Origin of the sequence: Hymenobacter plasmatis, from assembly GCF_020711255.1 — a bacterium.
Lineage (GTDB): Bacteria > Bacteroidota > Bacteroidia > Cytophagales > Hymenobacteraceae > Hymenobacter.
The window spans coordinates 1-12471 of the sequence record NZ_JAJFAW010000037.1 but is presented as its reverse complement, the minus strand read 5'-3'; the positions used below and the strand labels follow the sequence as shown (position 1 = coordinate 12471).

Below are 12471 nucleotides of genomic sequence, written 5' to 3'. Positions count from 1 at the left end.
GTAGCCCAGGATTGAACGACCAACTCCCCTCCTTAAATAAGGAGGGGATGTTGCCGCGCTCGCGGCAACGGGGGTGGTTGAGTTGTTGAACGATGAGCGAACAAGTTGGGCTAAAATCGTTCGGGTGTCGTTCAACGAGGGTAACCACCCCAGTCCGAGCTAAAGCTCGAACATCCCCTCCTTGGTAAGGAGGGGAGTTTTGGTTCTACTTTGCAGGCCCAATCCACTAACCAAACACCTTACCGCTACTTTCCATGAACACTCTCGATACCTATAATTTCGCCGGCAAGCGCGCTGTGATGCGCGTCGATTTCAACGTGCCGCTCGACAAGGACCTGCACATCACCGACGACACCCGCATCCGCATGGCCACCCGCTCAGTGATGAAAATTTTGAACGCCGGCGGCTCGGTGGTATTGCTTTCGCACCTGGGCCGGCCTAAGGGTGGGTACGAGAAAAAGTATTCCCTGGAAAGCCTGGTGGCGCGCCTCTCGCAGGAATACGGCCGCGAGGTGCAGTGGGGCGGCGACGTGCTCGGCGCCGAAGCCGCGCAGAAAGCCGCGGCCCTGCAGCCCGGCCAAGTACTGCTGCTCGACAATGTGCGCTTTTATCTTGAGGAAGAAGCTGGCAACCCGGCTTTCGCCGCCAAGCTGGCTCAACTCGGCAACGTGTACGTGAACGACGCCTTCGGCACCGCGCACCGGGCCCACGCCTCCACAGCCGTAATGGCCAGCTCGTTTGCCCCGCAAGACCGGGTGGGCGGCTACCTGCTGCAGTCGGAGCTCGACAACGCCCGGAAGGTGCTGGAAAACGCCGAGCGTCCCTTCACCGCCATCATGGGCGGCGCCAAGATTTCCGACAAGATACTTATCATCGAAAAGCTGCTCGATAAGGTTGACAACCTGCTTATTGGCGGGGGCATGGCCTACACCTTTGCCGTGGCGGAAAACGGCACGGTGGGCAGCTCCCTGCTCGAAGCCGACAAAGTAGACCTGGCCCGGCAGCTCATTCAGAAAGCCAAGGAAAAAGGCGTGAACCTGGTGCTGCCTTCCGATTCGCTCATCGCCGACCGGTTCGCCAACGACGCCAACGTCGAAATTGCCCCCAATAACCACATTCCCGACGGCTGGATGGGCCTCGACCTGGGCCCCGACAGCCGCGAAACCTTCGCCGAAATCATCCGCAACAGCAAAACCATCCTCTGGAATGGCCCCATGGGCGTGTTTGAGATGAGCAACTTCTCGCTCGGCACCGAGTACGTGGCTCGTGCCATTGCCGAGGCCACCGCCAACGGCGCCTACTCCCTCATCGGCGGCGGCGACTCGGCCGCAGCGGTACAGCAGCTTGGCTTCGGCGACCAGGTGAGCTACATCAGCACCGGCGGCGGCGCGCTGCTCGAGTACATGGAAGGCAAGGAGTTGCCCGGCGTGGTGGCCCTGGGCTAGCGCGTATTCCCTGAAGAAATAAACCAAAAGCCCCGGCTGCACATGCAGTCGGGGCTTTTTGCACAGTTTAAGCTGCCTTTTTATTTAAGCTGCGCCTTGCCTTCTAGCAGATGCAGCAGCTCGTCAGCGGCTTTTTCAATGTCGTGGTAGCCTTGCTGGGCGGCGCGTTCCTTGGCGGCAATCAGGCCGTCGCGGTGCACGGTTTTGAAGTCGCCGTAGGGGAATTTGTAGCGGCCTTTGGTGTCTTCGCCCTTGCTCATGTCGAGGCCGAGGTGCCAGTTGCCGTACTCCTCAATCTTATGCTTTTCCAGGAAAGCATTTTCATCCGAGGAATCGGGGTTGTGCTGGCCCCAGTGCCCTTCGTCGTTCTTGATTTTGCCGTCCCGGATAAGGCGCTTGGCGTAGGTGACGGCCTGGGGGTTGAGGGAGGTGCTCATGGGAAAGGAAGTTGGTGGTGCCCTTGAGTACGAAGCCGGGTAGTGGGGGTTCCTACTGCGCAGCTTTCTTGTGCAGCAAGTACTTGGTTTGGTTGAAGCTATAGCCCACCGACAGCACAAAGCGGCCGGCGCTGGCGGGGTGGTCGGTAGCGGCGGTGTAAACGGGCAGCTGGAAGCTGGTGTTCAAGGATACGTTTTTGTAGTACACGTCGAGGCCCGGGCCCAGCAGGGCGTTGTTCATGGCGTGCTCGCCGGTGAGCTGGCCTTCCAGCATTTCGCCCTTGGTTTTCTCGTAGAAAAATTGAGCTGAAGGATACACCTGCCAGTCGGTGCCCAGGGGAATGCGGTAAAACAGGCTGGCGAAAGTGGCGGTGCTGGGCGCCAGGCTGTTGCGAAAAGTATTCTCGGTAGAGCGGCGGTAGCTGCTGTTGATGCTCAGGCCCAGGCTGTGGAAGCCGGCAATGTAGTTGGCGTACACAAAGCCGTCGGTGGTGCCGGTGCCCACCTGGTTGAGCAACGGGTACCGCTCGCCCTGGGCGTTTTGGCGGCGGAACTCGCCGGTGGGCAGCTTCACGCCCCCGCCCACAATGAGGCGGCTCTGGATGCCGGCCGTTTCAATCTGCCGGATGAGGTGGTAGCCGGCAAACACCGTGATGTCGCCCACACCCGAGGCGTTGAGCTGCTTGCCGTTTATCTGCGAGGTGTTCATCACGTAGGGCACGAAGGCGTTCAGCTCCACGCGCTGCGAGAGGAAGTACTTGCCCCGCAGCTCAATGACCCGGAAGGCTTCAAAATCGGTGGGGTCGCCGCTGTGGTCGTGCTCGTAGCCGTTGTCGCTGTTGAGCGAAGCGGGGAAAAACGGCCGCGCGCCCTTCGGAAAGAAATGCGGGGTTTGGCCGTAATCCTGGTAGCCGTTGAAGATGCGGTAGCGGTGCATCAAACTCAGGCCGCTCTGGTTGTCGTAGGGCGTGATGCCCATGAAGCAGCCGCAGATGTCGCAGGCGCGGCCGGGCCGCGGGGTCAGCAGGAGCAGGGCTGCCAATAGGAAAAGCGAAAGGGTTTTCATGCCGGGGAGGGAAGGCAACGGGCCTGAATTAGTTGGCGTGAATGTGCGAGACCGAGAACATGCCCGCGGCCGCGTTGTCGGCCAGTTTGGCTGCTGCCGGGCCGCCCATCTTATTATATACTAAGGCAAAATTCACCGGGTTCAGGAAGGGCGGATTGGTGGCCGTAGCCGGGTTGGGCCCGTTGAACAGGTTGGCGATGTCGACGTGCAGGTGCACTTCCGGGAAGTGGTCGGGGCGCACCAGCAGGTTGGCGGTGGGGAAGGGCAGACGCACCGTCCGGATGGTGTTGTTGGCCGCGCCCTTGTAGCCGGCCACGTGAAACACCAGGCCGCCGGTGGTGGCCTGGGGCGCGTGCGGCGCCTGCGGGGAGTAGCCTTCCAGCTTCAGGTTGATGAATTCCGGGCCGTTCATGTCCCAGTACATGCCGTTGTTGGCGTTGAGCACGCCGGTGAAGTTGCCGGCCTTGGTGCGGGCACTGTCCACGCCCACCGTGAAGCCGACGGCGGTGTAGTCGCCCACCGGCACGCCGGTCATTTTCAGGTCCTGCGAAGCGGCATCCGCGTGGTCGACGAGGAAGTAGGTATCCGGCACCGCGTAGCTGGAGTTGTCGGCCCGGAACAGCTTCACGTTGGAGATGTAGTACTTAAAGGTGCTCACGGTGAAATCGTCGCCGTTGGCATTTTTGTAGGAAGTAGTGCCGAGCACCAGCTTGCTGAATGTGGTGACGTTGGCCGGGCTCGTTACGCTCACCCCGTTATCCATGTGCAGGGTAAACTCGCCGGTTTCGGTAGTGGGCGGCGTGGGGTCTTTCTTGCAGCCTGCCAGGCTGAGGGAAGCCAGCGCGAGGGCGCAGGCCAAGGGAGAAATTGACAGAAATTTCATTGTAGAATAGAAGCTCAAAGTTGATTGAAAGCAACGGCGGGGCAGCGTGCGCCGTCGGGCCCGCCGCGGGCACGGCTGGGCCAGCAAAGGCCGTTCTTCCGGCAATGCGGGAAGAACCAGACCCACAATCAGACTTTAGGCCAGGGGCGGGCGAAACACGCCCGGGCCGGGCACGGCCGCGCCGCGTGCCGTGGCCATAGCCGGATAGCGCCGGGCCGGCAGCCGCCACCGCCGGGGCGCCAGCAACGCAAAGGTAGCCGAGGGCAGCACCTCGTATTTTACCTTGGCCTGCGCACCCGCCGGGGCTTTTTTGTCGGCGGCATCGGCTTTGCGCAGCTGCTTGGCAAGGTGGCATTTGCCGTTGCAGTGCAGCTCCGGCCGCGCCTTGTTCACGCAGTACAGCTCGGTGATGCGCGCCTTATTGAGCTGATAATCCACGACCAGCACTTCCTGCCCCAGGGTCTGGAGCAGCATGAGGGCGGCAAGGAAAAAAGCCAGGAAGCGTTGCACGGCGTAGCAGCAGGGAAAAACCGGCCGCCACAAAGGTAACCCAGCCGGCTAAGGGAATAAGCGGGGCTTAGGCAATACTATAGCCAGCTCAATTTCATGCTTCGCTTTACGCATTCGGAAAACAAGAAGTGTCAAGAGAAATTGAGCTGAAAAGACGAGGTAAGAACGCCCCAGCCTCGTTGGCGCTACAGCTTATTCTGCCGGATGAGGGCCCGATAAACGCGGAGCAGGTTGGGCTGCGACACGCCCAGGCGGTAAAGCACGGTAAGCAGGTAAAACACGCCCTGGAGCCGGAAGACCCCGTTTTCGCGGTATTTGCGGGCTGAGGTAATTACGGTGGCGGGCAGCACCCGCAGCCGGGTGTGCTGCCGCAGGCGCCGCGTTATTTCCTGGTCTTCCATGATGAACAGGTCTTCGCGGTAGCCGCCAGCCTGCTCAAACACTGGTTTTGTTACAAACAGGCTTTGGTCGCCGAAGCGGGCAGCCTCCACATTGAAGCGTGTAAACCAGGCATTGGCCCGCAAAAACCAGTGGGGCTCGTCGAAGGCCAGGCGGAAGCAGCCGCAGCCGTACCCCGCCGTCACCGCCTGGCGGATGGCCGTCAGGAAGCCCGCCGGCGGGAAGGTGTCGGCGTGCAGGAAGTACAGAATGCTGCCGCGGGCGAGCCGGGCCCCGAAGTTGAGCTGGGCCGCGCGGCCTTTGGTGGGGCAGGCCAGCACGCAGGCGCCGGCCTGCCGGGCCAGGGCCGCTGTGGCGTCGGTGCTGCCGCCATCGGCTACGATGATTTCGACGGCGCCATCGGTGGCCGTGCCGGCTTGGGCCAAATGCCGCAGCAGCCCCACGATGCCCTCGGCCTCGTTGAAGGTGGGGATAACAATGCTCACCAGGGCCGGGGCGGCAACGGGGCGGGCGGAAAGCGGCGGCATGGTGTACTGAAAAAGAAGAAACCCCGGAACAGCCCGCCGCCGAAAACGTTAATTCAGGTACGGCGAATCCAGCTCCTGGCCCATGCTCCTGAGCGTGTCGGGGCTGCGGCGGCCGGTGAGGCGGGTGCTCAAGGCCTGGGCTTCGCGGGCGCTGAGCACGTCTAGCTCGTGCAGCCAGGCCACCCGCCGGAGCTGCGGCTCAATGAAGCCCAAGGGGTTGACCTGGCCGTACTCGTCGCGCAGGTAGGTTTTGGTGCGGCGCTCCAGCTCTGCCACCAGCGCCCGGAACTGCTTGCGCTGCCAGGGCCGCCCGGCCAGGGTCACGGCCAGGTGGGCAGTTTGCAGCCGGAAGGTGCACCACTGCTGCTCAAAGCGAATCCACATCGACAAGGCATTCACGCCCAGAATCAGCCACCACGAGTAGAGCGGGAAGCCGGTGTGGCCAGTGGCCAGCCACTCGCGCCAAGGCCCGTAGCCCAGAAACACCAGCAGCAGGCCCGTGAGCACGAGCTGATTAACAGGAATAAGACGGTGCTCACCGGACTTCACCGGCAGGATTTCTTCGTAGGGTACTTCGGTTTCGAGGGTGGCCACGCCCTGCGGGTTGCGCTTGCAGACGTACAGGCTTTCGGCCCGCAAGGCAATGTGGGTAGTGCCCAGAAAAAGCTGTTTTTGGGTAAAAATCATTCCGAGAAAAAAGACAAAAGCCGGCGCTGCGGCTGAAAAGCAAATGAGAAAATAGCCAACCAGGCCACCCGGCTGTACCAATTTTTAGTTTAACCGGCCAGATTACTTTGAGTGCCCGCAGGCCTTTACTTAAACGGGCTGGGGGTGAAGCAAAGAACAAAAATAACCACCATCAGCCAGCCCAGTACTTTGCGGCCGGGGCTCAGCCGCCGTTCGTCGGGGGCAGGCGGGTGGTAAATGCCCGTGAAGCGGCCCAGCAGCAAGCCGAATATCAGCCAGCCGGGGTTGCCCAAAATGCCGGGTTGGGCTACGCTAAAGGCCAGCTGCGCGCCCCAGATGCCCGCCGCCAGTAGCAGCCCCTGGTGCGGCTTCGGCAGCACCCGCCAGAATATCAGCCCCAAGTACAGCGCATACACCGGGCCGCCGTAGAGCCAGGTTTGCCAGTCGCTGTGCAGCGTGAACAGCCCCAGCCCGGCATAAAAAACAAACCCGATGAAGAGCACCAGCGCGGCTTGGTTGAAGCGCCGCCGGCCCATCAGTCCGTAGAGGATGTGGCCGCCGTCGAGCTGGCCCATGGGCAGCAGGTTGAGGGCAGTGAAGAACAAACTCAGGGCGCCGGCCATCAGCACGGGGTAGTGCATCAGCTCGTTGGGGTGAGGCAGCCGGGTCGGGTTGGCAAACGCGGCCTCGAGCAATCGATAGAGCAGGGGTTTGGCCAAGGTAATGCCTTCCTGGCCGGGCGGGTACACGTAGCGGGCGTAGTCGGCGCCGTACCGGGCGTACTCGGGGTGAATGGTGAAAAGGTAATCGAGCGGCGGCAGCTGCGTGAAGCCGTACACCAGCAGCGGAACCGCTACCACAAAGCCCGCCAGCGGCCCGGCCAGCCCAATATCAAAAAACTCGCGCCGCGAGAAAATCCGGTCCTTGATGCGAATGATGGCCCCGAACGTGCCCAGCCCCATCGGAAACGGGATGTAGTACGGCAGCGAGGCGCGCACCCGGTTGTGCCGGGCCGTGAAGTAATGCCCAAACTCGTGCACTGTGAGCACGCCCAAAAACGGCAGCGCAAACCACAGCCCGCGCTCCACTTCGGCGCGCAGGGCGGCCCCACGCAGCGCAAACACATCGAGGGGCAGAAACCCTATATCGCCCCGCGTGAGCTGAATACCCGCCAGCGTGGTGGTCACGAGCGTGATTAAAAACAGCAGGATGTGCACCGCATACGTGCGCCCCGGCGACGGCTCGGGCCGCTCGAAGCGCCGGAACAGCCGGCGGGCCCGGACCTGCTCCAGCGTGAGCCGCGCATAGGGCGCGGGCACCGGCTCGGCAGTGCGGGCCACCTCGGGGTAGTCGGCGGGGTCAGGAACGGGCGGGGGCGTATTCTCGGGGAAAGGCACGGATGGCTTCGGGCAGGGCAGTGGTGAGGGTGAGGGGTGGGGCCAGGTGCAGCACCCGCAGCCCCAGGCGGCGGGCCGTAGCCACGTGCTGCGGGCTGTCCTCAATGAACAACGTATCCGCGGCTTGCCAGTTCATTTCGGTTAGCGCGTGCCGGAATATTTCCTCGCCCGGCTTGCGCAGGCCCACTTCCTGCGAGTAAAACACGCGGTCGAGCACGTCGGCAATGCCATGCTTGAAGCCGTACTTGGTGGCCAGGCGCTGGTTGATTTCGGCGATGTGCAAGGAGTTGGTGTTGCTGAGCAACGCCGTTTGGTGGCCTTGCTTGCGCAGCTTGCCAATTAGGGCCAGGCGCTCGGCCGGCACATCGAGCAGCATGGCGTGCCAGGCGGCATCAAGCTCGGCGTCGGTGGCATCGAGCTGGTAAGCTTCGCGCAGCCCGGCTCGAAACTCGGCCGGCGTGATGCGGCCCGTTTCAAATAGGTCAAACAGTTCAGCCTGTTGGGCTTGCGAAAACTCGATGGTGCTGCCGGCCCGGCTCAGCCGCCGCATGGCCGCCGGGGTGGCCTCGTAATCAATGTCGATGATGACGCCGCCAAAGTCGAATAACAGATGAGGTAGCATGGGTTGGCTTGTTTTTCCGTTGGCGAAGGTCGTACTTTTGTCGTGTTGGAGGGCCGGCAACGGCAAGGGTTGAGGTGAAAGATGACTGCCTCCAGCACCGGGCCTATAGCTCAATCGGTTAGAGCAGCTGACTCATAATCAGCAGGTCACTGGTTCGATTCCAGTTGGGCCCACATATAAGGTCTGTAAGTAGCTAGTTAATAGCTATTTACAGACCTTATTTCTTTGTTGCGGGACAGCTTGCGGGACAAAACTCTTAATCTGCCTCTTCTGGGCCAGCGAAGGGCGGTATTTATTTCTGGGGTGCGGGACAAATTTTAAGTCCCCGCTCAGCTCAAGGGATTAAATCGGCCGTTCGCGGTGTGAGCTAACCCGACTATTACGGCCAGGCCTGCTTTCGCCTCCAGCGCCAGCAGGCGGGAATACCAGCGGGTAGGCTTGCCCCGGTAGTGGGTTTTTCGGCCCTTTGCAAATCGAGCGGTGTAGACTTCCTCTAGCTTACGGTCCAGTTCAATAGGGGCAACAAGAGGCTTAATGCTTGCCGGCATCAGTTGGGACTCGTAGTAAAGGCGCTGGCCGTAGGCCAGGCGGTGGGCAAAGTAGCCCCGGCCCCCGTGTAGGTAGAGCACCGTGGCCGCCCGGCCCGATACCGGGCAACGCATCCGGTAGCGGCCAGGGCGGTGTTCGTGGCCGGGCAGGTTGCTGGGCAGCGCCTCTAGGTCAATGCGGTAATCGAGGGGTGTTGTATCGTTAAAGGTGTATTTGAGCCGTAGGTACGGCTCACTACCCGGTAGCAGGTGGCACTCTAGCGTAATGCGCCCAGAGGGCTTCCCCTTGCAACTCCAACTAAGAGTCGTGACGTGGTAGCCCGGCCGTAGCAGACCCGACTCGCGCAAGTAGGCCAGCGAAATGCTTTTCACGTCGTCGGTGGTGTCGGGAAAATTGGGGGTGCGGGGCATTATAATGCGGGGCATTATAAAAGGAAAAAGTGTACCGGTCAGCACTAGCCGAAATCATCACGGAACAAGTGCCATATACAGAGCAGGCGTAATACTGTGCCTTCTACACTAGAAACCAAACCGAAAGGAAGTTAAGTCCACCATAGGCGTCTGTTGAAATATTTTAACAGATAAATAAATTTATTTTCTTTCTCCATTTTGTACCACTACATTTGATGGATTGAGCCCGTGTGACTAGCGGGTTTTTTCCTTTTTATTTTTTCCCATCTACATGCCAACACTTTTTACTCGCCTGCTGCTGGCCGCCAGCTGCTCTCTCATGCTGTTGCCTGCCAGTAGTGCCCAGCAACGGCCCGCACCACCTTCCCGGCCCGCGGCCCCCTTGCTCGGGCAGCCCCGGCTAGCACTTACTGCTAGTACGCCTGCCGGTGGCGCATTAGGCACAACCGCTACCTCCTCTTTGCAGGGCGCGACCGGTGCCCAGTATGTAGCCCAAGAGTGGTTCCAGCGCTACAACGGCGCAGTTAACAACATCAATTCGGCCAAAGACTTGGCGGTGGACGGGCAGGGCAACGTCTACGTGACCGGCTCCTCGGGTGGCGACTACGCCACGCTCAAGTACGGACCAGACGGCACTCTGCTCTGGGAACGGCGCTACAACGGCCCGGGGAATGGCGAGGACGCAGCGCAGGCCTTGGCGGTGGACGCGCAAGGCAACGTCTACGTGACCGGAAACTCGGATGGCCCTAATAGGGGGTACTCGAGAGACTACGCCACGCTCAAGTACGGACCGGACGGCACCCTGCTCTGGGACCGGCTCTACAACGGCCCGGCCAACCTTATCGACGAAGCCAAAGACTTGGCGGTGGACGGGCAGGGCAACGTCTACGTGACCGGCGATTCGTGGGGCCAATACGGCACGCTCAAGTACGGACCGGACGGCACCCTGCTCTGGGAACGGCTCCACAGAGGCGCGGGCAACCGCATTGACGAGGTAAGTGCCTTGGCGGTGGACGCGCAGGGTAACGTTTACGTGACCGGCGAGGGATACACAGACCCCACTAAACCATACACAACTGATGTCTCCTGCATTACGCTCAAGTACGGACCGGACGGCACCCTGCTCTGGGAACGGGGCTACAACGGCCCGAACAGGAGTTGGGCCAGTGGCACCGACATCGCGGTCGATGCGGCCGGCAACGCCTACGTGACCGCAACTGCGGCCGGCGACTACGCCACGCTCAAGTACGGACCGGACGGCACTCTGCTCTGGGGACAGCGCTACAACGGCCCGAACAATAGTTTTGACCAGGCCAGAGCCTTGGCGGTGGACGGGCAGGGCAACGTCTACGTGACCGGGGACACGGGTAGCGAATACGCCACGCTCAAGTACGGACCGGACGGCACCCTGCTCTGGGAACGGCGCTACAGAGGCGCGGACAACAGCCGAGACGTAGCCACGGCCTTGGCGGTGGACGGGCAAGGCAACGTCTACGTAACCGGAGGCTCGGAGGGCGTTTACCCTAATACCCTCTACAAGCTCGACTACGCCACGCTCAAGTACGGACCGGACGGCACCCTGCTCTGGGAACAGCGCTACAACGGCCCGAACACCCTTAACGACGTAGCCACGGCCTTGGCGGTGGACGCGCAGGGCAACGTCTACGTAACCGGAGAATCCACTACCTATTTTACTATTGGTAGCACCTACAGAAAATCAAACTACGCCACGCTAAAATATTCTCAAGCCACACCGCCCGTGCTGGCCGTCGGCAACCTAACAGCGGTGGCAGCTGTCGGGCAGTGCGCGGCGTCACTGGTGTTTTCGCCCACGGCGACAGGAACGCCTGCTCCTGCCATTACCTACTCCCTTCCTTCCGGTCCCATTACGTCGCCGTACCTCTTCCCCGTCGGCGTGACCACCGTCACGGCCTCGGCCACCAACAGCGCCGGCACCGACACGAAGACGTTCACGGTGACAGTAGCTGACACGGAGAACCCCACCCTTACTGCGCCCGCTGCTCTGACGCGTAGCACCGATGCTACTACCTGCGCGGCCGCGTATACGGCTACTGCCTCGTGGTTGGGCGCGGCCGTGGCCAATGATAATTGCTCGGGAGTGGTCGTAAGCAATGACGCACCCGGCAGCTTCCCGGTGGGCGTTACCACCGTAGTGTGGACGGCCACCGATGCGGCTGGCAACCAGACCACCGCCACTCAGCTGGTAACCATTGCAGACCAGGTGGCACCGGTAGCCCGCACCCAGCCCGTCAGCATCGACTTAGTCAACGGCACGGCTACCTTGTTGACGAGCCAGGTCAACTACGGCAGCAGCGATAATTGCAGCAGCCAGCTGATTTACAGCCTAAGCCAGACCACCTTCACCTGCGCCAACCTGGGCCTGAATACGGTGCAGCTCACCGTTACCGACGCGAGCGGCAACCACGCCACGGCCCCGGCCCAGGTCACGGTGAGGGGTAGTGTTCCCACGGCCCCCCCGATTCAGGTCACGCCCGCTACCTCGGTCTACACCGGTGGCGTGGCCACCACCCTCTACTTAGGCTACGGCTCGCAGAGTGCAACCCTGACCGCCAGCGGGGGCGGCACCTACAGTTGGGCCGGGCCCACTGGGCTCAACAGCCCGACCAGCGCCACCCCGGTCTTTACAGCCACCCAAGCCGGCACTTTCACTTACTCGGTGATTGCCACCCCGGCCAGCGGCTGCCCCGCCCTGCCGGTGAGCGTGACGCTCACGGTGGTGGAAGCCCGCTGCAGCAGCAACGGCAAGAAAATGGACAAGGTGCTCGTCTGCCACAAGGGTAACCTCCTCTGCGTCAGTACAACAGAAGCCGCCGTGCACGTGCAGCACGGCGACGTGCTGGGTGCCTGCCCCGCCAGCCGCCAGGCATTAGCCACAAGCAGCAACCAGGCAGTAGCCACCGGTCTGCTCGAAGCTTTCCCCAACCCGTTCACCAGCGCCACCACCCTCCGTTTCCGCACCCCGCAGGCGGGCCGGGTGCAGGTGCAGGTCTACAACCACCTGGGCCAGTTGGTGAGCACGCTCTATGAGGGTGTAGCCGTTGCCGACCAGGTCTATGAGCGCAGCCTGGCGGGCACAGGCCTCGCTAGTGGCCTCTATACTTGTCGTTTCACCACCCCCACCGGCAGCATCAGCCAGCGCGTGCTGCTCATCCGATAAAAATCTGTAGAAACGCAGCATTGTGTTCCTGTCAAAAACGCCCCGGCCCACAGGTCGGGGCGTTTTTTTATTCATAAGAGCGCGGGGTATAAGGGCATTAGGAGCTGTGAGCCGGACAGTGGTAATCGAAATCCTTAGGGAATACTCCAGAAAATCAAGCCACGGCGGGCGCGGTCTTTGGGGTTCTATCATGCACGTATGTGTTTGTAGCTGCAACTGATGTAGCTGCAACTAACGGTGTGTAATGGAGCAGCCCTAAGGATTTGAGGTGGTCTAGGCAAGACGGACAGAAGAAGGACGTATATTTCTTCTGTTATGACAGCCAAAAAAAGCGGGTCGT

Annotated in this window: 11 protein-coding genes and 1 tRNA gene; 3 read left to right on the top strand and 9 right to left on the bottom strand. The window is 61.4% G+C overall.

Features of this window, described 5'->3' with window-relative positions:
- Window positions 1-254 precede the first annotated feature (254 nt).
- Complete coding sequence (locus tag LJ738_RS20005) at window positions 255-1445, top strand: phosphoglycerate kinase (protein ID WP_227788124.1); 1191 nt, start codon at window positions 255-257, stop codon at window positions 1443-1445.
- An 80-nt stretch (window positions 1446-1525) separates the two neighbouring features.
- On the opposite strand, the gene LJ738_RS20000 is transcribed toward LJ738_RS20005, so the two are convergent.
- The 8 genes from LJ738_RS20000 to LJ738_RS19965 all read right to left on the bottom strand — a co-directional run bounded on the left by LJ738_RS20000 (window position 1526) and on the right by LJ738_RS19965 (window position 7973).
- Window positions 1526-1882 carry a hypothetical protein gene (locus LJ738_RS20000; protein WP_227788123.1) on the bottom strand — a complete coding sequence of 119 codons (357 nt, stop codon included), beginning with the start codon at window positions 1880-1882 and terminating at the stop codon, window positions 1526-1528.
- 52 nt (window positions 1883-1934) lie between these two features.
- A complete protein-coding gene (locus tag LJ738_RS19995; RefSeq protein WP_227788122.1) occupies window positions 1935-2948 on the bottom strand; it encodes a hypothetical protein in 1014 nt (337 codons plus the stop codon).
- A 28-nt stretch (window positions 2949-2976) separates the two neighbouring features.
- The gene (locus LJ738_RS19990) at window positions 2977-3831 is read right to left on the bottom strand and encodes an MbnP family protein (protein WP_227788121.1); all 855 of its coding nucleotides are present in this window, start codon (window positions 3829-3831) and stop codon (window positions 2977-2979) included.
- 135 nt (window positions 3832-3966) lie between these two features.
- The gene (locus tag LJ738_RS19985) at window positions 3967-4341 is read right to left on the bottom strand and encodes a hypothetical protein (RefSeq protein ID WP_227788120.1); all 375 of its coding nucleotides are present in this window, start codon (window positions 4339-4341) and stop codon (window positions 3967-3969) included.
- A 185-nt stretch (window positions 4342-4526) separates the two neighbouring features.
- Window positions 4527-5267, bottom strand: a complete 741-nt coding sequence (locus tag LJ738_RS19980) for a TIGR04283 family arsenosugar biosynthesis glycosyltransferase (RefSeq protein WP_227788119.1) — start codon at window positions 5265-5267, stop codon at window positions 4527-4529.
- Window positions 5268-5315: 48 nt separating this feature from the next.
- A complete protein-coding gene (locus LJ738_RS19975) occupies window positions 5316-5954 on the bottom strand; it encodes a hypothetical protein (protein WP_227788118.1) in 639 nt (212 codons plus the stop codon).
- Between the two features lie 125 nt (window positions 5955-6079).
- Window positions 6080-7351 (bottom strand): site-2 protease family protein, encoded by a 1272-nt coding sequence (locus LJ738_RS19970; RefSeq protein WP_227788117.1) that lies wholly within the window; start codon window positions 7349-7351, stop codon window positions 6080-6082.
- Entirely contained in the window at window positions 7314-7973 is a 660-nt protein-coding gene (locus tag LJ738_RS19965) for an HAD family hydrolase (RefSeq protein WP_227788116.1), read from the bottom strand. The genes LJ738_RS19970 and LJ738_RS19965 overlap by 38 nt, the downstream gene beginning before the upstream one ends.
- Before the next feature lie 99 nt (window positions 7974-8072).
- On the opposite strand from LJ738_RS19965, the gene LJ738_RS19960 reads away from it, so the two are divergent.
- Window positions 8073-8146, top strand: a tRNA-Ile gene (locus LJ738_RS19960).
- Between the two features lie 156 nt (window positions 8147-8302).
- Here the strand turns inward: LJ738_RS19960 and LJ738_RS19955 are convergent.
- Entirely contained in the window at window positions 8303-8947 is a 645-nt protein-coding gene (locus tag LJ738_RS19955) for a hypothetical protein (RefSeq protein WP_227788115.1), read from the bottom strand.
- A gap of 256 nt (window positions 8948-9203) precedes the next feature.
- Between LJ738_RS19955 and LJ738_RS19950 the strand changes: the two genes are divergently transcribed.
- Entirely contained in the window at window positions 9204-12131 is a 2928-nt protein-coding gene (locus LJ738_RS19950) for an SBBP repeat-containing protein (protein ID WP_227788114.1), read from the top strand.
- Window positions 12132-12471 lie beyond the last annotated feature (340 nt).

Coding starts and splice junctions, on each gene's coding strand:
- LJ738_RS19995 (WP_227788122.1), bottom strand. CDS start 2,948: ATGAAAACCCTTTCGCTTTTCCTATTGGCAGCCCTGCTCCTGCTGACC.
- LJ738_RS20005 (WP_227788124.1), top strand. CDS start 255: ATGAACACTCTCGATACCTATAATTTCGCCGGCAAGCGCGCTGTGATG.
- LJ738_RS19990 (WP_227788121.1), bottom strand. CDS start 3,831: ATGAAATTTCTGTCAATTTCTCCCTTGGCCTGCGCCCTCGCGCTGGCT.
- LJ738_RS19955 (WP_227788115.1), bottom strand. CDS start 8,947: ATGCCCCGCATTATAATGCCCCGCACCCCCAATTTTCCCGACACCACC.
- LJ738_RS19950 (WP_227788114.1), top strand. CDS start 9,204: ATGCCAACACTTTTTACTCGCCTGCTGCTGGCCGCCAGCTGCTCTCTC.
- LJ738_RS20000 (WP_227788123.1), bottom strand. CDS start 1,882: ATGAGCACCTCCCTCAACCCCCAGGCCGTCACCTACGCCAAGCGCCTT.
- LJ738_RS19980 (WP_227788119.1), bottom strand. CDS start 5,267: ATGCCGCCGCTTTCCGCCCGCCCCGTTGCCGCCCCGGCCCTGGTGAGC.
- LJ738_RS19975 (WP_227788118.1), bottom strand. CDS start 5,954: ATGATTTTTACCCAAAAACAGCTTTTTCTGGGCACTACCCACATTGCC.
- LJ738_RS19965 (WP_227788116.1), bottom strand. CDS start 7,973: ATGCTACCTCATCTGTTATTCGACTTTGGCGGCGTCATCATCGACATT.